The 18,900-nt window shown below is 35.9% G+C and carries 17 protein-coding genes and 1 riboswitch; of the genes, 4 read left to right on the plus strand and 13 right to left on the minus strand.

The features are described 5' to 3' along the window. The first annotated feature begins 190 nt into the window (after positions 1 to 190). Together DQN24_RS08830 and DQN24_RS08835 are read left to right on the plus strand one after the other, a co-directional pair. Positions 191 to 1,015, plus strand: a complete 825-nt coding sequence (locus tag DQN24_RS08830) for a retron St85 family effector protein (protein ID WP_111695728.1) — start codon at positions 191 to 193, stop codon at positions 1,013 to 1,015. Beyond that, positions 1,009 to 1,911: a retron St85 family RNA-directed DNA polymerase gene (locus tag DQN24_RS08835; protein WP_021034835.1), complete on the plus strand. Its 903-nt coding sequence runs from the start codon at positions 1,009 to 1,011 to the stop codon at positions 1,909 to 1,911. Before DQN24_RS08830 ends, DQN24_RS08835 begins: the two co-directional genes overlap by 7 nt. A gap of 342 nt (positions 1,912 to 2,253) precedes the next feature. Here DQN24_RS08835 and DQN24_RS08840 read toward each other — a convergent pair whose 3' ends face one another. Then, on the minus strand, positions 2,254 to 3,456 hold the full coding sequence (locus DQN24_RS08840; RefSeq protein WP_020910139.1) for an ATP-binding protein: 1,203 nt from the start codon (positions 3,454 to 3,456) through the stop codon (positions 2,254 to 2,256). Between the two features lie 425 nt (positions 3,457 to 3,881). Here DQN24_RS08840 and DQN24_RS08845 point away from each other — a divergent pair, with 425 nt between their 5' ends. Further along, entirely contained in the window at positions 3,882 to 4,718 is an 837-nt protein-coding gene (locus DQN24_RS08845) for a class II glutamine amidotransferase (RefSeq protein WP_005647819.1), read from the plus strand. 180 nt (positions 4,719 to 4,898) lie between these two features. On the opposite strand, the gene DQN24_RS08850 is transcribed toward DQN24_RS08845, so the two are convergent. From DQN24_RS08850 to serB, 4 genes are all read right to left on the minus strand, one after another. Then, positions 4,899 to 5,444, minus strand: coding sequence for a YggT family protein (locus tag DQN24_RS08850; protein WP_005665949.1), 546 nt, complete (start codon positions 5,442 to 5,444; stop codon positions 4,899 to 4,901). Continuing rightward, on the minus strand, positions 5,444 to 6,391 hold the full coding sequence (corA, locus tag DQN24_RS08855; RefSeq protein ID WP_021034831.1) for a magnesium/cobalt transporter CorA: 948 nt from the start codon (positions 6,389 to 6,391) through the stop codon (positions 5,444 to 5,446). The genes DQN24_RS08850 and corA overlap by 1 nt, the downstream gene beginning before the upstream one ends. A gap of 295 nt (positions 6,392 to 6,686) precedes the next feature. Further along, positions 6,687 to 7,178, minus strand: coding sequence for a YajQ family cyclic di-GMP-binding protein (locus DQN24_RS08860; protein WP_005651674.1), 492 nt, complete (start codon positions 7,176 to 7,178; stop codon positions 6,687 to 6,689). Between the two features lie 17 nt (positions 7,179 to 7,195). Further along, complete coding sequence (gene serB / locus DQN24_RS08865; RefSeq protein WP_111695729.1) at positions 7,196 to 8,140, minus strand: phosphoserine phosphatase; 945 nt, start codon at positions 8,138 to 8,140, stop codon at positions 7,196 to 7,198. Positions 8,141 to 8,521: 381 nt separating this feature from the next. Here serB and tkt point away from each other — a divergent pair, with 381 nt between their 5' ends. After that, a complete protein-coding gene (tkt, locus tag DQN24_RS08875; RefSeq protein WP_111695730.1) occupies positions 8,522 to 10,519 on the plus strand; it encodes a transketolase in 1,998 nt (665 codons plus the stop codon). 123 nt (positions 10,520 to 10,642) lie between these two features. On the opposite strand, the gene bioB is transcribed toward tkt, so the two are convergent. The 8 genes from bioB to DQN24_RS08915 all read right to left on the minus strand — a co-directional run bounded on the left by bioB (position 10,643) and on the right by DQN24_RS08915 (position 18,854). Next, positions 10,643 to 11,644, minus strand: coding sequence for a biotin synthase BioB (gene bioB, locus DQN24_RS08880; protein WP_014550962.1), 1,002 nt, complete (start codon positions 11,642 to 11,644; stop codon positions 10,643 to 10,645). A gap of 112 nt (positions 11,645 to 11,756) precedes the next feature. After that, entirely contained in the window at positions 11,757 to 12,404 is a 648-nt protein-coding gene (gene thiQ / locus DQN24_RS08885; RefSeq protein ID WP_021034827.1) for a thiamine ABC transporter ATP-binding protein, read from the minus strand. Beyond that, on the minus strand, positions 12,388 to 14,004 hold the full coding sequence (thiP, locus tag DQN24_RS08890) for a thiamine/thiamine pyrophosphate ABC transporter permease (RefSeq protein WP_021034826.1): 1,617 nt from the start codon (positions 14,002 to 14,004) through the stop codon (positions 12,388 to 12,390). Before thiP ends, thiQ begins: the two co-directional genes overlap by 17 nt. A 4-nt stretch (positions 14,005 to 14,008) precedes the next feature. Beyond that, entirely contained in the window at positions 14,009 to 15,007 is a 999-nt protein-coding gene (thiB, locus tag DQN24_RS08895; protein WP_111695731.1) for a thiamine ABC transporter substrate binding subunit, read from the minus strand. A gap of 52 nt (positions 15,008 to 15,059) precedes the next feature. Then, positions 15,060 to 15,147: riboswitch (TPP riboswitch) on the minus strand. 106 nt (positions 15,148 to 15,253) lie between these two features. After that, complete coding sequence (locus DQN24_RS08900) at positions 15,254 to 15,601, minus strand: helix-hairpin-helix domain-containing protein (RefSeq protein ID WP_021034824.1); 348 nt, start codon at positions 15,599 to 15,601, stop codon at positions 15,254 to 15,256. A gap of 167 nt (positions 15,602 to 15,768) precedes the next feature. Then, on the minus strand, positions 15,769 to 16,713 hold the full coding sequence (gene ispH, locus DQN24_RS08905; RefSeq protein ID WP_021034822.1) for a 4-hydroxy-3-methylbut-2-enyl diphosphate reductase: 945 nt from the start codon (positions 16,711 to 16,713) through the stop codon (positions 15,769 to 15,771). After that, entirely contained in the window at positions 16,710 to 17,225 is a 516-nt protein-coding gene (gene lspA / locus DQN24_RS08910; RefSeq protein ID WP_021034821.1) for a signal peptidase II, read from the minus strand. Before lspA ends, ispH begins: the two co-directional genes overlap by 4 nt. Before the next feature lie 69 nt (positions 17,226 to 17,294). Further along, positions 17,295 to 18,854: a phosphoethanolamine transferase gene (locus DQN24_RS08915; protein ID WP_021034820.1), complete on the minus strand. Its 1,560-nt coding sequence runs from the start codon at positions 18,852 to 18,854 to the stop codon at positions 17,295 to 17,297. Between the last annotated feature and the right edge of the window lie 46 nt (positions 18,855 to 18,900).

Below are 18,900 nucleotides of genomic sequence, written 5' to 3' on the forward strand. Positions count from 1 at the left end.
CGCTACACGGAAATTTTTCCTTTATCTCGCTCATTTAGGTAGTTAGTGCAATAAAATGCAAAATCTTAAAAAATATTTTTTTGAGTTAATTGATCCTAATAAAACCCAGATAAAATACAAATTACCTTTTATCTGGGTTTTTGGTTCTGGAGCTGAATCCATAAAAAGAATAGAGTAAATCAAAGATCCATTGAGCCCTACTCATGAAAATTTTCGCCCTTATAATGAAATCACTTCATTTCGAGCAGGTTTTATACAATGGAGTAAGACTATTAGTCATGATATCGTTGATAATCTAACTGTTCCTGAATCCTATCCGCAATGGTTAAATTTTAATAAATACTCAAATTTAGTTGATTTTGAACTGGACATTGCTTCTATATCCCAAGGTGTAATAATCTTTTCTGAAAGTATTGGTGCCCATACAGAAATTGGAATGTTTTCTAATATTACAGAGTTACATAAAAATATATTAATCATAGCTCCTGAAAAATATATCAAGGATGATAATTCTAGTTTTTTTAATTATGGAGCCATAAGGAAAATTAGAGAAAATGAATTATCTGAAGAACTAACAAATATCTGGAGTTTAGAAGATGAATTTATTCATTCATACACTCCTGAACAACTAAATAGATTATTTAAAGAAATCTCAGATCATTTTCTGAATATAATCACTGATGCTGGCAATCCAAATACTAAACTTAATTGTAATAACAGACATCATAGAATTCTACTACTTTTAGATCTTATTGATTTATTCCCATCTAAAACAAAATCCTTCTACATAGATATTATCGAGGGATTTGGAATTAGTTTAAATACCAAAGAAATAACAAATATAATCACAATATTAGATTTACTGGAATTGATATCAATTAAAAACTCTGGAAATAATAAACTTTATAGTATAGCTATAAAAGACTATGTTAGTTGTATTAATTATCAGGCAAACAAACCAAAAAGGTTTGAAAGATCATCATTCAAAATAGAAATTAGTGGAAAAAAATGTTAATTAATGATTTAAAAGAAAAATTCTCATTGAATGAGAAAGAAATTTTAAGTTTTATAAACTCTTCACCTAGTCGTTATAAATCATATAATATAAAAAAGCGTCATGGTGGGACTAGAGAAATAGCAGAACCTACCAGAAGCCTAAAAATATTACAATCCTGGGCTCTAAACAAATACTTATCTAAATATAAAATTCATCCATCAGCAATAGCTTATGTTAAAAATAAAAATATAAAAGATTTTGTCTTACCACATTCAAATAACAAATATTTATTAAAAATAGATTTCAAAAATTTTTTTAACTCTATTAAGGGTATTGATTTTTTACATTTTCTAGAAGATAAAAAAAGTGATTTATCAAATGAAGAAAGACATTTATTAACAAATATATTTTTTTGCAAAAATAAAACCTCTGAGAGCAAAGAACTTTATCTATCAATTGGTGCACCATCATCTCCCTTTATATCGAATATTATTATGATTGACTTTGATGATCAAATCTCTCAACTTTGTGCAAATATAGGCGTTACCTATACAAGATATGCTGATGATCTCGCTTTCTCCACAAACAATCCAAACATCCTTGATGAATTGCTAGAAGAAATAGAAATAATCTGCAAAAATTTAAATTACCCAAAAAAATTAGAAATAAATTCTGAAAAAACAGTTTTCACATCACGTAAACACAATAGAACATTAACCGGATTAGTAATTTCTAATGATGGAAAAATAAGCATTGGAAGAGAGAAAAAGAGAAAATTAAGAGTTATTGCTCATAAAGCAAGTTTAAGATTGTTAGATCAGGAAAGTTTAGATAAATTTAAAGGTACTTTAGCTTTTTTATTAAGCATTGACCCTGATTTCTCGAACTATTTAAAACAAAAAGCTAATATTTAATTCTCTTCCACCCTCCCTATGATGGCGCAAGCGTCCTCGCTTGTGCCTCTCATCTAAAAGTGCGGTCAGAAAATCCAACGGATTTTGAATATTAGATCTGCCAACGGTTATGAATAAAATTTGCTATGTTTTTATTAAATAGCACCAGCGAGGACGCTGGCGCTATCTTTCTTTATCAGATCATCTCGGTTGTGCACGCTTCCCAGCGTGTACCCTATTTCACTAAAAACACCTGAAAAACTGACCGCACTTTATTTACTTTTAGGACACGCATTAGAAAATGCATGCCTCCACAAACATTAATCACAACAAGTGCGGTGAAAATTTTCAACGTTTTTGGATTTATTGCAACAACCAATCCACCACATAAATCACTTCAATCCCATCAATCTCTGTTTGTTCGTAATATTTTCCCGTAATTAAGATCTTTTTATAGTTATCTTTAATATGCAAAAGATTATCTGTTTCGTGGGTATTTTCAGGGATTTCAAAGGCGACTTGCACATATAGAATTTCATCGGCTTTTCGGGCGATAAAATCAATTTCTTTGCTGTCGAGTTTGCCCACATCTACGCTATAACCTCGTCTTAGCAATTCAATAAAAACGATATTTTCTAAACGATTAGCATAATTTGCACCTTTTTTGCCGATAGCGTGTCGTCTTAACCCGTTATCCACAATAAAATATTTGGCATTGGTTTTTAAATAACCTTTTCCGCGAATATCATATTGTTTTGCTTTATAAAAAAGAAAGGCATTTTCTAACAAATCAAGATATTTGCTTATGGTGTGATTTGAAGTGGGAACACGTTCGGACTTGAGCGTGTTGCTAATTTTGCTTGGATTCACCAACTGCCCTACGTTATCCGCTAAAAAGAGAATTACACTTTTAAGAATATGCGTGTCTTTCACTCCAGCTCGGTGGGCAATATCATTTAGCACGATGGAATCAAAAATACCCGATAAAATCGTTTCTTTTAAAGGCTCATCAGCCATCACAACACTGGGGAAACCGCCATATTTTTCATATTCCGAATAGAGTTTATCGACCAATCTTGATTGGCTATCCACATTTTTGGCGTGCAAAAATTCTTTGAAAGAAAGCGGGTAAATTTTGATTTCTACATACCGACCGCTTAACAGAGTCGCAAGCTCGCCAGAAAGCAAGTTGGCATTGGAACCTGTAATCACTATATCGGTGTTAAAACTTACGCGAAGCGCATTGACGATTTTTTGCCAACCTTCCACAAACTGAATTTCATCAATCAGAAAATAGATTTTCTCTTGAGAAGACGGCATTTTTTCTTGAATAAGCTGTTGGAAGTCTTGAGCGTCTTTCACCCATTGATATTCAAAAGACTCAAAATTGAGGTAAAGAATATTTTCAGGAGAAATTCCTTGTTGTTGAAGGTAATCACGGTATTGCATGAGTAGCACTGATTTACCAGAACGACGAACACCAGAGATGACTTTGATAAAATCAGTATCTTTAAATTGAATCAGTTGCTGTAAATAATTTTCACGAGAGATCATAGTTTTACTCATTGGAAGTTAATTTCATATTTGTAAAAAGTGTACAAAAATTGGAAGTTAATTTCCATATTTTATTTTTTTGTGTGTGTTTGGAATTACATTTCCAGTTTTTATTGCATTTTTTAGTCTCATTCCAATCCCTTGCACAGCCCCCAATTTTCTCTATTATACGCACTTCTTATTTCTCGGAATTTTGTATTTATGAATAAATTAAAGATGGCATTGCTTGTTGTTGTCCTTGTGAGTTTATTTGCTTGTACCACAATACATCAGCCGAAAGAGACTGTTAAATCTCGATTTTTAAAGAATAATAGATTAAATAAGATTTCTATCATTAATATCTATACAACATAAAAATTCATTAAATCTCTCTTGATATTCTCCCTATAATGGTGTTAAATCGCTCACATATTGTGAGGTTATATCTAATTAAAGTTATGTGTCAATTACTCGGAATGAATTGTAATACGCCAACGGATATTGTTTTTTCTTTTGAAGGTTTCCGTCGTCGTGCAGGTTTAACAGATTGCCATTCAGATGGCTTTGGAATCGCGTTTTTTGAAGGACGTGGTGTACGTATTTTTCGTGATAATCAAGCAGCCAGTCTTTCCCCCATCGCAGATTGTATAAAACAATATAATATTAAATCTCTTAATGTTATTGCGCATATTCGTAAAGCAACACAAGGCGAAGTCAATATTGAAAACACCCATCCGTTCATTCGTGAAATTTGGGGACAAAACTGGGTTTTTGCACATAATGGTAATTTAAAAAACTTACCAGATATGACAGATCATTTTTTACAGCCAATAGGTTCTACAGATTCTGAAGCTGCTTTCTGTTATATGGCTGAATATCTTAAAAATACTTTCCGCAAAAAACCAAGTGAAATGGAAATTTTTGAAGCAATTCAAAAAGTAACAAAAGAACTTGCTCAACACGGTACGTTTAATTTCATTCTTTCTAATGGCGAGTGGATGATTGCACATTGCTCAACAAACTTACATTATGTTATGCGAAAAGCACCTTTTGGCAAAGCTCACCGTATTGATGATGATGGAGTAATTGATTTTAGCTATTATGCAAAAGCAGGAGATAAGGTCAATATCATCACAACATTTCCTTTAACCAAAAATGAATCTTGGACAAAAATGGAAAATGGTGGATTTGTGTTTTTTAAAAATGGAGAGAAAATCGCCGAAGTTATTGGGACGCCAAAAGAAGCGATTGATGATGGTACTTTAGGTAATAGGACAATAAATTCTGCTATTTAAATGTCAATGTAAATAAACTTCCCCTTATTTTTATAAAAGAATTTTATATCTTTTATAAGAATTATAAAAATCAAAAACCTCTAAAAACGAAATAAAAAGGTAAGAATAGAAAATACTATTCTTACCAACTAAATCTTCAATATTTTTATAAAGCCATATTCAAATAAGGAATATGAATATCTAACCAGCGATAATCCAAAGCCCACCTAGAAGATCAAGCATAAAATTGTTTAAAAACAATAAGATAAACACAACGACCATCGGAGAAAAATCAATCATTCCTAATGTAGGTAATAATCGACGGATTGGTTTTAAAAGTGGTTCGGAGAGTTGATAAAAGGCATAACTTATAGAATTATTACCTCGATTAAACCAACTTAAAACAGCCCCAATAAAAAGCACATAGAAAATAGCTAAACCAATGCTTTTCAATACAGTTAATACGCCCAATACTAAGAGTACATTTACTGATAAGCCAAAATAAATAATACCTTTTAACATACCAATAATAAATACAAGCAGTAATGCGGAAGTATCAATATTTTTTACCGTTGGCATAACTTTACGCAGAGGTTTTAATACTGGATCAGTCATTTTGACTGCAAATGTTGAAACAGGACTGTAATAATCCACACGAGCAAACTGCAACCAAGCTCGTAAGATTAATACAAGTGCGTAAAGATTAATAATTGATCCGATAAATAATGCGGTTTGGGATAATTCCATCATAACCATCCTTTTCTTCTAAAATAAATATATGGTGTCAGTGCGGCTGCGATCATTAATCCAATTGCCATTGGATAGCCATATTTAAAATGTAACTCAGGCATAAAATCAAAGTTCATACCATAAGTAGACGCGACTAATGTTGCAGGAAGGAACATCACAGAAACAACCGAGAAGAATTTCATAATTTTGTTCTGTTCAATATTGATGTAACCCATTGCAGCTTGCATTAAAAAGTTTACTTTTTGGAACAAGGATTCATTATGCGGTTGCAAAGATTCAATATCTCGTAAGATTTCTCGTGCTTGTTCTAACTGATTAGTTGGTAAGCGAGTTTTGCGAACCAAGAAACCTAATGCACGTTGGGTATCCATCAAGCACAAACGAACTTTTGAACTCGTATCTTCTTGTTCTGTGAGTGTATTTAATGCTTCATCAAAGGCTTCATCTTGTTTTCCGTTTAAAATAACACGACTCAACTCTTCCAAATCTGCATAAACATTTTCAATCACGTCCGCTAATTGCTCAATTTTCGTTTCAAATAAATCCAGCAAAACTTCATAAGAATTACATTCTAATAAACGCTGGCTACGTGAACGCATACGATATAAACGGAATGCCGGTAGCTCGCGATCACGCAACGTAAATAAACGACCATCACGAATAGTAAAAGCGACGCTCGCTAAATCAGCATAATTGTCTTCATCTTCGCAATAAAAAAATGAGTGCAGGTGTAAACCATCTTCATCTTCAAAGAAACGGGCGGAAGCTTCAATATCTTCCAATTCAAGAAAAGAGGCTAGGCTCTGACCTAAACCTTCTTGTAGTATTTCACGTTCTTCGCCTGTTGGCTCAAGTAAATCAAGCCAAATGGCAGTATTGAGATCAGTTTGGTCTTCGTCAATGCGAACCAAGCGGGAATCATTGATAGCAAACGCGTTGATCATTTCATACTCCTTGTGGGATTATGAACAGCTAACAGTGAACAAATTAAAGAGGAAACGAAAGTGCGGTTAAAAATCGCAAAGTTTTCGTTAAGAGACGCCGAAATAGCGGTAAATTTACCGGCGAACGCACGCCGATAATAAAAAGGCGGGCGTCTAGAGCGATATTCGGTATCGACTATGACTGTCCAAAGTGTGTGTCCTTCTCGTTAAAAAATCGGGCGAATGTTACGCTTGAAAGTGGTGTTCGTCAAGTTTTATCAAAAAACTATGACAACATTTCGCCCTTATTTGAAAACTAATCTCTAAAATTATTAAATTGGAATGGTTGGCCTAATTCAGCACTTTTTACAAGTTGAATGACAGCCTGTAAATCATCACGTGACTTACCTGTCACACGCACTTGTTCGCCCTGAATTTGAGTTTGAACTTTGATTTTAGAATCTTTTACTAATTTAGTAATTTTCTTCGCCATCTCTGTTTCAATACCCTGCTTAAGTTTGATTTCTTTACTATAAAGTTTACCGTGGTGTTCGCTTTCTGCAGGAATATCTAAAGAACTATGCTCAATACCACGTTTAATGCAAGAACCAATTAAAATCTCAATTAATTGCTCAAGTTGGAAATCAGATTCTGTGGTAATTTTAATCGTTTCATTTTTTTCATTTAATTCAATTACCGCTTCGACACCACGAAAATCATAACGCGTGCTAAGCACACGGTTGGCATTTTCCACTGCATTACGAACTTCGTGTAAAGTAATTTCAGAAACAATATCAAAAGATGGCATGGTCTTCTCCCGTTTTATTAAATTCGATCATTGGCACTTAAAAGGCATAAAAGTGCGGTTAAGTCGGCGAAGTTTACCACAATTTGCGCTTGTTGTTGTACTTTAGGTTTAGCATGGAACGCAACACCTAGCCCTGCCACATTCATCATTGCCAAGTCATTTGCACCATCGCCAATAGCAATAGAATATTGTGAATCAATACGGTATTCCTCTAACAAATGTTGCAATGTTTTAGCTTTATATTGGGCATCAACCACATCGCCTTTAACTAAGCCAGTGAGTTTTCCATCTTCAATATCAAATTGATTTGATGCAGCAAAATCAAGCTGTAATAACGCTTTCAAATAATCCGCAAAATAAGTAAATCCGCCTGAAGCAATTGCGGTTTTCCAGCCATATTTTTGTAAGGTTTGGATAGTTTCGATTAGTCCAGACATTAGCGGTAAATTCTCTCTAACTTGCTGCAAAATGCTTTCTGGCGCACCTTTTAATGTACCAACTCGACGACGCAAACTTTGCTCGAAATCTAATTCACCTCTCATTGCGCTTTCCGTAATCGCAGAAACAAGTTCGCCAACACCCACTAGTTTCGCAATTTCATCAATACACTCAATTTGAATAGCGGTAGAATCCATATCCATCACCAATAATCCTGCTTGAGACAATTTAGGGCTGAAATCTAATTTAGCAATATCTACTTCAACACCATTCGCAAATTTAACGAAGTCAGCAACCCATTGCCCTTTCAACAAAACCACAATATTTTGTGCTACCATCCAAACATCAAAAATCTGAAAATTTTGACCGCACTTTTGTTGAAATTTTTCTAGCGTGCTTATGTCCAATTTTGTACCGTATAAAACAAAAAAGTCCCTCCCCTGTGTTAGTGCTTCATTGGCTAAAAGTGCGGTAGGAAATTGTGGGTATTTTTGTGTAATACTTTCGAAACGTTGAATTTGCATAAAAATCCTGTAAGTTGTAGCGACTAAAAAGATTTTAACCGATGTGAATTGAAAAGAGTGAAAATAATTAAAGAAAAACTACTCAATGATACTTGCAATAATTATTTCGCTAAGCCTAACGACATTTGGCGTCATCTTATTTAGTGTAAAACAATTATTTTTTAAGTCATTATCGCAGTGCTTATCATAAACTCAAAGAGAAAAAAGTGCGGTAAATTTGACAATGAAATCTAGTAGTATGCGTTTTCATCAATGTCGTCGTAGAATTTGATTATTATCACAAACTATTAAATTGAATGTGGATTTTTGCTAAATTTCCTTTAGAAATAAGGTAGAATGCACAAGATTATTTTTCAAAACGAATTATCACAGGAGAACAAAATGGCAACTCGTAAACAATTAGCCAATGCAATTCGTGTCTTAGCAATGGATTCTGTACAAAAAGCGAAATCAGGTCACCCTGGAGCCCCAATGGGGATGGCGGATATTGCTGAAGTATTATGGCGCGACTTTTTAAAACATAATCCAACCAATCCTAAATGGGCTGATCGAGATCGTTTTGTACTTTCAAATGGGCACGGTTCTATGTTGATTTATAGTCTTTTACATTTAACTGGCTATGATCTTTCTATCGAAGATTTAAAACAATTCCGTCAATTACATTCTAAAACCCCAGGTCACCCAGAATATGGTTATGCCCCTGGTGTTGAAACCACGACTGGCCCGTTAGGTCAAGGTATCACTAATGCGGTGGGTATGGCAATTGCAGAAAAAACACTTGCAGGTCAATTTAACCGTGAAGGCCATGAAATTGTCGATCACCATACTTATGTGTTCTTAGGCGATGGTTGTTTAATGGAAGGGATTTCTCACGAGGCTTGCTCTTTAGCAGGAACATTAGGTCTTGGCAAATTAATCGCATTCTACGATGACAATAATATTTCCATTGATGGTCATGTTGATGGTTGGTTCAGCGATGATACTGCAGCACGTTTTGAAGCTTATGGCTGGCAAGTAATTCGTAATGTAGATGGTCACGATGCAGAGCAAATTCGTGCTGCTACCATTCTTGCTCAAGCAGAAAAAGAAAAACCAACGTTAATTATTTGTAAAACCATCATTGGTTTTGGTTCTCCAAATAAATCAGGCTCTCACGATAGCCACGGTGCGCCATTAGGCGATGAAGAAATCGCTTTAACTCGCAAAGCACTTGGTTGGGAATATGCGCCATTTGAAATTCCAGCTGAATACTATGCTGAATGGTCTGCAAAAGAGAAAGGCTCAGCAGCAGAAAAATCTTGGGAAGAAAAATTTGCCGCCTATGCAAAAGCCTATCCTGAATTAGCAGCAGAATTTAAACGTCGTGTTTCTGGCGAATTACCAACAAACTGGGCGGCAGAATCTAAAACGTTCATCGAAAAATTACAAGCGAACCCAGCGAGCATCGCAAGCCGTAAAGCATCACAAAATGCAATCGAGGCGTACGCTCACGTATTACCTGAATTTTTAGGTGGTTCTGCAGACTTAGCAAGCTCTAACTTAACCTTATGGAGTGGTTCTAAACCGATTCGTGTGCATGAAAACGTAGGTGGTAACTACATCAACTACGGTGTGCGTGAATTTGGTATGTCTGCCATTATGAACGGGATTGCTTTACACGGAGGTTTCATTCCTTATGGTGCAACTTTCTTAATGTTCTACGAATATGCACACAATGCGGTACGTATGGCGGCATTAATGAAACAACGCGCTTTATTCGTTTACACTCACGATTCTATCGGTTTAGGCGAAGATGGCCCGACACACCAACCTGTAGAACAAACGGCTTCACTACGCTTAATTCCAAATCTTGAAACATGGCGTCCATGTGACCAAGTGGAATCAGCTATCGCATGGCAACAAGCGGTTGAACGTCAAGATGGCCCAAGTGCGTTGATCTTTACCCGTCAAAATCTTGCTCAAATGAACCGCACTTCTGCACAATTAGATGCAGTTAAACTTGGTGCTTATGTGTTAAAAGATTGTGATGGCACACCTGAGTTAATCTTCATTGCGACAGGTTCTGAAGTGGAATTAGCAGTAAAAGCTGCAGATGTATTGAGTGCTGAAGGTAAAAAAGTGCGTGTTGTTTCTATGCCAAGCACTAATCGTTTTGATAAACAAGATGCAGCATACCGTGAAAGCGTATTGCCTGCAGCTGTAACAAAACGTGTTGCAATTGAAGCGGGTATTGCTGACTTCTGGTATAAATACGTTGGATTCAACGGTCGTGTTGTCGGTATGAATAGCTTCGGCGAATCCGCACCAGCAGATCAATTATTTAAACTCTTTGGTTTCACTGTTGAAAACGTGGTAGCGAAAGCAAAAGAAATTCTTTAAGATTCATATAATTAGCTCCTTGATATTCAAGGAGCTATTTTATTGGCTATTAAAAATTATTGTGAGATATGAAATAAAGAAAGGAATAGATGTATACTTAATTTCTCAGCTATCTAACGAAAACTACAACTTTTTATTTTCTGCAGTTTCTGGCTCTAAATCTAATTTTGCCATTAATAACTGATCGCCATCTTCTTCTGGATTATCTGTAACAAGTAATTTATCGCCATAGAAAATCGAATTTGCCCCCGCCATAAAACACATCGCTTGCATTTCTTCAGTCATACCACTGCGACCTGCAGAAAGACGAACATAACTTTTTGGCATGGTAATACGTGCAACAGCAATCGTTCGCACAAACTCCGTCCAATCTAATTCTTCCGCATCGGCTAAGGGTGTACCTTCAACCTTAACGAGTTGATTAATCGGCACTGACTCAGGTTGCGGATCAAGATTTGCAAGGCTCGCGATTAATCCTGCTCGTTCTTTACGAGTTTCATTCATCCCCACAATGCCGCCACAACACACTTTTAACCCAGCTTTGCGTACTTTTCCTAAAGTGCTAAGACGATCATCAAAACGGCGTGTACCAATCACTTCCGCATAATGTTCTGGCGCGGTATCAAGATTATGATTGTAATAATCTAATCCAGCTTCTTTTAAATCTTCTGCCATACCGTCTTGCAATAAACCAAAGGTACCGCAAGTTTCTAAACCAAGCGATTTCACTGCTTTAATAATTTCTGTGACTTTCTCAATATCTTTTGGCTTAGGGCCTCGCCAAGCTGCGCCCATACAAAAACGCCCTGCACCACGCGCTTTCGCAATTTTTGCTTTCGCAATAATTTCATTAACATCTAATAACTGTTGATTTTGTACGCCAGTATGATAACGGGCTGATTGAGGGCAATAACCACAGTCTTCTGGGCATCCACCCGTTTTGATAGACATTAACGTGGATAACTGAATCGTGCGAGGATTAAAATGCTTACGATGAATTTGCGCTGCTCGGTAAACTAATTCCAAAAATGGCGTTTCAAATAACGCCTCAACTTTGCAAACAGACCAATATTCTACACTTGGATGAGGTGTAATAGAGTTAATTTGTAATTTTTCCGCTAACATATTTTTCCTTTGAAAGTGCGGTTAAAAACACCACGCTTTTTATACTTTCTTAATTGATGAACTAGTGTATATGGTAGAAACAATCAATTCAACGTTATGAATAAAACTAATTTTACACCCCTTTTTGTAATTGACTTATCTGACCATTTTCCACCACTAACACCTGATCTATCGAGCCGATTAATTCCGATGGTTGGTGGGTAACAAGTAGCAATGTTAAATCTTTCTCGTCACAAAGTTTAGCGATTAAAGCAAGCATTTCTACCCGAAGTTTCTGATCTAACGCCGAAAACGGTTCATCTAATAACAAAATTGGCTTATCTCTCAATAAACAACGCGCCAATGCCACTCGTTGTTTTTGCCCCCCCGAAAGAGAATTCGGTAAACGTTGTAAATAATCGCCCAATCCTACAGAACAAGCGACCTGTTCAATTTTTTCCTGCTCAAGTGCAGTTAATTTTAAAGAGGGTTTTATTCCTAAGGCAAGATTTTGTTGTATAGTCAAATGGGGAAATAAGTTATTTTCTTGAAATAGCATCGAAACAGGACGCTCGTAAGGCGCACTACGCGTATGATTTTTATCGTTTAACCAAATTTCTCCTTGAGCAGGAAATTCAAACCCAGCAATTAAATTCAATAAGGTACTTTTCCCTGCGCCACTTTCGCCAATAATTGCGACACGTTCGCCAGCCTTAACGTTCAAATTAAAGCACATCGGTAAGGTTTTATCATTCAAAATCACATTATTTAGATAAATCATCAGCATCCCTATATGTGTGAATAAAGGCAAACAATATGCCACAAAGCAATAATAAAATCCCTGCGGTTACAGCTGCATCTTGATTACGATAATTCCCTAGCTGCTGATATAACAAATGCGGTAGAGAAGTAAACTCTTGATTGCCAAATAACGCAATCGCCGTAAAATCGCCGAGAGATAACGCTAAACCTAAAGCAAAAGCATAACGCAGCGGTGCGCGCAAGGTTTTCCACTCAATCAGATAAAAACGTTGCCAACCTACAATTCCCAAACTGTTACACAGATTTTCGTAATAACGCATATTGTTATGAAAAGGTGCGCTTAAAATACGTAAAACAAAAGGCATTGCACTTAAGGCATTACAAAATACAACGATGATAAACAAATCAATATTGGAAAAATCACGCTCTTGTAATAATAAAAATAACCCCATCGCAAGCACTAAAATCGGGATTGCCAAAATTACCATTCCTGTATTAATAATAAATTGAGCGATTTTCTGATAATGTAACCATTCTAAACGGCGTGATAAAAGCAATAAGGCAATCGCCATCGTTAATGCAAGTAATGCGGACAAGGGTGCGATAGAAAGTGAATAACCTAACGCATGCCAAAGTTGAGAATTATGCCAAACCTTGAGTAAACTTGATGAACTCAATGCGCTAATAAGAATATTCAAAACTGGCGAAAAAAGGAAAAAGACAAAAACAATTAAAACAAAAACATGGAAAATTTTGACCGCACTTTTAGGTTTCACAAACCAAATATTACTATTGCTCAAACCATTTTGATTAGAAGGCGAAAAACGAGATGTTAAACTAAATAAAAGCAAGCAAAATACAAATTGCAACATAGCAAAGAGTGCCGCTTTCGGCAGATCAAATTCAAATAAAATCGCTTGGTAGATTGCTGTTTCTAATGTTGTATATTGAGGCCCACCACCTAGCGTAAGAACAACGGTAAAACTGGTAAAACACAGCATAAAAATCAAGCTAAATGTGGGCAAACATTGCTGACGAAAAACAGGCCACTCCACCAATTTAACGAATTGCCAACCTTGTAAATTAAGCTGGGCTGCAAGCTGACGTTGCTGATAAGGGATACTTTGCAAACTTTGTAAGAAAAGTTGCGCTGCCAGTGGGATATTGAAAAAAAGGTGCGCAATTAAAATTCCCGAAAGTCCGTAAATATGCCCCTGCCACGACATTCCAAAAAGATTAGCAAACCAAGCTAACCAACCGCTTGAACCATAAATACCGATCAAACCAAAAATTGCCACTAAAGCAGGTAAGACAAAAGTTAGCGACATTAATTTTAACAACCACTTTTTTCCAAAAAATGGCTTATAAAATAATGCCCGAGCGAGAAGTAAACCAAAGAAAATAGATAAAACGGTAGAAAGTAAAGCTTGCCCAAAACTGAAAAGAATCAGATGCTGTAGATAATCATCAGTAAACCAAGCTCGCCATTGTAATTCATCGCCCAATGTAAAGATTGAACTTAACGCACTTCCATAAAAAAGCGTAATCACGCCGATGACAACAACGCCGCCCACATAATGACGCAGGCGGAATTGTGGATGATGAAATAACGACAGCATCAAATTATTTTGTTAATGTAATTTGCCAAGTGCTGATCCAATTTTTTAACTGCTCAGGATTCACTGTTGGATTAATTGGTGTTTGCATTTTTTGTTGAACTTTAAGCGCATCAAAGTGCGGTTCAATTTCGCCTTGAATAACTGGCAACATAATATTGGCTGTCACAATATGTTTTTGTGCTGTAGGCGAAATTAAAAATGCCATAAAATCATCCGCACATTGATTTGGATGGTTGGCAACTCTTGCCGCTAATTCTACTTGAGTAATATGCCCTTCCGCAAAATCTGTCGCCGCATAATTATCTTTTTTCTCAAAAAGTTGATGATAAAGTGGCGATGTGCTGTAACTTAATACTAAATCCGCTTCGCCTTTTAAGAATGCACCGTAAGTATCTGACCAGCCTTTACCCACTGTTACCGTATGCTTATCTAAATTTTTCCAAGCAGATTGAATTTTATCTTCAGGATAAATTACATTCATCCAAACCAATAAACCACGTCCCACACTGCTGGTGCGAGGATCTTGATAAATCACACGAAGATCTTGACGTTCAACTAATTCTTTCAAACTTTTCGGTGGGTTTTGTAATTTGGTTTTATCATACACAAAAGCATAGTTACCGAAGTCGAAAGGCAAGAAGGTCTTATTTGTCCATTTTGTTGGTAAATCAAGCTGAGTTAAATCCACGTTATTTGGCGCAAAAATACCTGTTTTTTCAGCTTGTTCCAAAAAAAAGTTATCTAAACCTAGCACAATATCCGCTTTTGTTTTCTTTCCTTCCAAACGAACACGGTTGAGCAACACTCCAACGCTTTCAAAAGGCGTAAAATTAATAGTGCATTGTGGGTGTGCTTTTTCAAAATCTTGTTTTACTTTTGGCCCCGCACCCCATTCAGAAGTGAAAGAATCGTAGCTATATACGTTCACACTTTGCTGTGATTGTGCTAATGCTGCAGTGGAAAAAAGTGCGGTAGAAATTAAGGTTAATTTAAGAAGGTTCATTATTACATCCTTATTTATGATTAAAAGGCAGCAATAATGACGAAAAGGAGATAAGGCTATATTCCTAGTTTCCTACGTCAGTATTAACTGTTTCAGGTTCACGGGTATGATCTCAGCGTATTGCACCCCGACTAGGCTTGCTAGTGTATTAAAATTTACTCAAGTTGCCAACGGCTTTTTAATGTATTCTGTGTGTAAAGAATAAAAAAGCCCTGTAAAACAGGGCATTCATTGGAGGTTAGAAAATTAAAAGATTATACGATCACGATTTTTCTCTAGTGTTGCTTTGCCAATTCCTTGTACTTCTAAAAGCTGTTCTACATTAGTAAAATTACCGTGTTTTTCACGATATTGCACAATAGCTTCCGCTTTTTTCGCACCAATGCCAGTTAGGGATTTTTGAATTTCACTGGCAGTTGCTATGTTAATATTCAATTTATCTCCCATCATAGCTGCTGCTACTTGTGAATCCGTTTGAGTGGTCACAACAGCTTGAGTTGTTTGCTCAACCACCTTGTCTTCAGCAAAAGTGGAACCAGCTGCAAGTGCCCCACACAATACAAACGAAGTGAATAATGTTTTCATTAATTTCATAGAGGTTTCCTTATAATATGAACCGTTGATCAACAATCAACACACCTATTTTTTCCTGCCTTGCAAAAAACCTCAAGAAACTGACCGCACTTTTGCGATCTCGATCGCAAAAATTCTTAATTTGAATGAAAAAACAAGGACTTATCATTGACGATAAGCCCTTAGTATTAATTAACTTCTTTTATTCTCAACTCTTTTGGCACTTCAAAGAACATATTTTCTTCTAAACCTTGCAGCTCTTCTATAGTATCCGCACCAAACTCTTTTAAGCGGGAAATAATCGATTGAACTAATTCTTCGGGTGCAGACGCGCCAGCTGTAATCCCTATGGTTTTTACATCATTAAACCAATCATCTTGAATATCGGAAGGATCATCAAGAAGCTGTGATTTAATCCCCATTCGAGACGCCAATTCAGCTAAACGATTTGAATTTGATGAGTTTTTAGACCCCACAACCAACACTAAATCTGATAATTTAGCCAATTCTCGCACCGCTTCTTGACGATTGGTTGTCGCATAACAAATATCGTTTTTATGTGGTCCTTGAATAGCGGGATATTTTTCCTTTAATGCAGCAATAGTTTCTGCTGTATCATCTAGCGATAAAGTGGTTTGCGTCATAAAGGTTAAATCATCATTGTCTTGCATTGGCAAACGTGCAATATCTTCTACTTTTTCAATCAAGAAAATTCCGCCATCTTCATTACTATACTGCCCCATTGTGCCTTCAACTTCAGGGTGTCCTTTATGTCCAATCAAAATCGCTTTTGTTCCCTTTCGACTTGCACGAGCAACTTGCATATGCACTTTGGTCACCAAAGGACAGGTTGCATCAAATACTTTGAGATTGCGGTCTTTCGCTTCTTGTCGAACGGCTTGAGATACGCCGTGCGCAGAAAAAATCACGATCGCACCATCAGGTACCGCGCTTAATTCTTCCACGAAGATCGCACCACGATCACGCAATCCGTTCACAACAAATCGGTTATGCACCACTTCATGACGAACATAAATCGGTGCGCCATGAATTTCTAAGGCGAGTTCAACAATACTAATAGCACGGTCTACACCGGCACAGAATCCTCGTGGATTGGCTAAAATTATCTTCATTTCTGACCGCACTTTTCTACTTGTTTATCTTGTACTTTTTTCTTTTCGCTCTTAAACGCATCCAATGCTAACAACCCTGTGCCAATACAAATGGCAATATCAGCGATATTAAACACTGGATAATGATAAATATCCCAATAGAAATCAAAGAAATCCACGACGAAACCATTGTAAGCTCGATCTACCATATTCGCTAATGCACCACCAATAATCAGTGCATAAGCAGAATTTTGGATTTTTTGTTCGGCATTATTTTTTGCTAAAAAATAAACCAACATGCCTGAAATAGCCAATGCCAACGAAATAAAGAAATATTGTTGCCAGCCACTATGATCTGCCAAGAAACTAAATGCTGCGCCATAATTGCGAACATAAGTCAGGTTAAAAACAGGCAGCACATTAACACTTTCATACAAATCAAATTTTTGTACCACAATGTATTTTGTAAACAAATCCACCACGAAAGCGACCGCACTTAACCATAAAAACGAAAGCCCTGATTTTTTGGACATACTATTTCCCTTTTAAAAAAATTCCGCTCATTCTAGCACAAGCCGATAAATGATAAAGCACGATCTCATTTACTGAACGGCTTCTGGTAATTTTGCTGGATCATCAGCCAACTCTTTAACATTTACAACGTTATTCCAATCAAATACCTTAATTTCCTGTTTTTCAGGATGGAAGAAATCCACGCCTTGTAAATGTTTTTCCTTAATTCCCATCCAATCAGCAAAACCATAAACAAAATTAAATGCCGATTGTGGCGTTTTTATTTTTTCTAGCTTTTTACTATCACTCGAAAACATAACGAAAGGAATTTCATAATTTTGTTTATAAAGATTATTTGGATGCAATGATAAACCTTCAGAATCCTCATAATGAGCAAGCCCATGATCAGAAAAGTAAATCACCGAATAGGGTTCATTTTGCGATACTAACTGCGAATTTAATTTTTCTAAAAACTGATCCGTATATTTAATCGATTCTAAATAACAAGACATAGATTGATTAATAAAATAATTTTTAACCTCGTACGGAAGACGCTCACAAAAGGCTGGATGTGAGCCCATTAAATGAATCACAATTAATTTTGGATTCGTAATATTTTCTTTTAAGGCTTTATCTAATACAGGCAACATTTCATCGTCATAAACTTTTTTAGAATTGTAACCTAACGGCTTCATAAAAACCGTTTCATCCGCACTTTGACCAATACGAGAGGCCATCGTATCAAATTCCCCAATTTTGCCTTGATTAGAAATCCAATAAGTTTTTACGCCCGCTTTTTTGGCTAAAGAAATAATATTATCCGTATAAACCGTTTCCCCTTTTTCTGCTCGATATAGGGTGTGTTGTAAAGACGGTTGCGTATTCGGTGCTGCAGAATAATAATTTTCAAAAACTGTGCCTTTCACACGCTCTAAAAATGGCGTGGTTTTCAGTGGAAAGCCATATAACGACATATAATCTTTTCGCATACTTTCACCAATAATTAAAATATAATTTTTATATTTTGGCGTAAAAGATTGAATATCCCATTGAGACGGCGCATTAACGGATTGATTTAGAAAATCTCGTTGTTCTAAATACAGATCATTCATTCGATCAAATTCAGAATAAAAAAGAACTGGATAAAAACGGAATTTATAGGCGTAGTTCCAATTAGAAAATTGATTGTAAGAAAACACTAATAATAGACTGATAACAGCAATATTTAGCCATTTAAATGCTTGTTGTTTAACATAAAAACTTAATTTCATTAAAGCAACAAATAAAATGATATAACTAACTTGAAATAAAAATATCCAAAAAGGAATGGTCGTGTAATATTCCAAGGTTTCATTAATATTCGTTTCATAAACAGAAGCGATAATCCCCAAAGATGGAATTCCATAGAAAAAACCAGCAGAGCAATAAAATAGCGCACTGAGGAATAATACAGTAATTAATATTCGCCCAAGCCAAGGGGTAAAATAAAAAGAAATCGCCGTGATAACAAATAAAATTGCGTAATCTGAAACGGGAATATTCTCACTTAATACATTGCCTAATCCCATATTGGTAAATATGGAAAAGAGAAACAATAAAAAATAAAACCATATTGTTTTAGAATGAATTATTTCTTTCCCAAACATCATTAACTTCCTTTTGCACAAAAGTAAAAAAGTGCGGTGAAATTTACCG

The sequence above is a fragment of the Haemophilus influenzae genome (genome assembly GCF_900475755.1).
GTDB lineage: Bacteria > Pseudomonadota > Gammaproteobacteria > Enterobacterales > Pasteurellaceae > Haemophilus > Haemophilus influenzae_D.

What these genes read in the sequence shown, in the direction of transcription:
- DQN24_RS08860 (WP_005651674.1), bottom strand. Translation starts at nt 7,178, where the DNA reads ATGCCATCTTTTGATATTGTTTCTGAAATTACTTTACACGAAGTTCGT.
- corA (WP_021034831.1), bottom strand. Translation starts at nt 6,391, where the DNA reads ATGATCAACGCGTTTGCTATCAATGATTCCCGCTTGGTTCGCATTGAC.
- thiB (WP_111695731.1), bottom strand. Translation starts at nt 15,007, where the DNA reads ATGAACCTTCTTAAATTAACCTTAATTTCTACCGCACTTTTTTCCACT.
- thiQ (WP_021034827.1), bottom strand. Translation starts at nt 12,404, where the DNA reads ATGATTTATCTAAATAATGTGATTTTGAATGATAAAACCTTACCGATG.
- lspA (WP_021034821.1), bottom strand. Translation starts at nt 17,225, where the DNA reads ATGTCCAAAAAATCAGGGCTTTCGTTTTTATGGTTAAGTGCGGTCGCT.
- DQN24_RS08900 (WP_021034824.1), bottom strand. Translation starts at nt 15,601, where the DNA reads ATGAAATTAATGAAAACATTATTCACTTCGTTTGTATTGTGTGGGGCA.
- serB (WP_111695729.1), bottom strand. Translation starts at nt 8,140, where the DNA reads ATGCAAATTCAACGTTTCGAAAGTATTACACAAAAATACCCACAATTT.
- DQN24_RS08915 (WP_021034820.1), bottom strand. Translation starts at nt 18,854, where the DNA reads ATGATGTTTGGGAAAGAAATAATTCATTCTAAAACAATATGGTTTTAT.
- DQN24_RS08845 (WP_005647819.1), top strand. Translation starts at nt 3,882, where the DNA reads ATGTGTCAATTACTCGGAATGAATTGTAATACGCCAACGGATATTGTT.
- DQN24_RS08840 (WP_020910139.1), bottom strand. Translation starts at nt 3,456, where the DNA reads ATGAGTAAAACTATGATCTCTCGTGAAAATTATTTACAGCAACTGATT.
- DQN24_RS08835 (WP_021034835.1), top strand. Translation starts at nt 1,009, where the DNA reads ATGTTAATTAATGATTTAAAAGAAAAATTCTCATTGAATGAGAAAGAA.
- thiP (WP_021034826.1), bottom strand. Translation starts at nt 14,004, where the DNA reads ATGCTGTCGTTATTTCATCATCCACAATTCCGCCTGCGTCATTATGTG.
- DQN24_RS08850 (WP_005665949.1), bottom strand. Translation starts at nt 5,444, where the DNA reads ATGGAATTATCCCAAACCGCATTATTTATCGGATCAATTATTAATCTT.
- ispH (WP_021034822.1), bottom strand. Translation starts at nt 16,713, where the DNA reads ATGAAGATAATTTTAGCCAATCCACGAGGATTCTGTGCCGGTGTAGAC.
- bioB (WP_014550962.1), bottom strand. Translation starts at nt 11,644, where the DNA reads ATGTTAGCGGAAAAATTACAAATTAACTCTATTACACCTCATCCAAGT.
- tkt (WP_111695730.1), top strand. Translation starts at nt 8,522, where the DNA reads ATGGCAACTCGTAAACAATTAGCCAATGCAATTCGTGTCTTAGCAATG.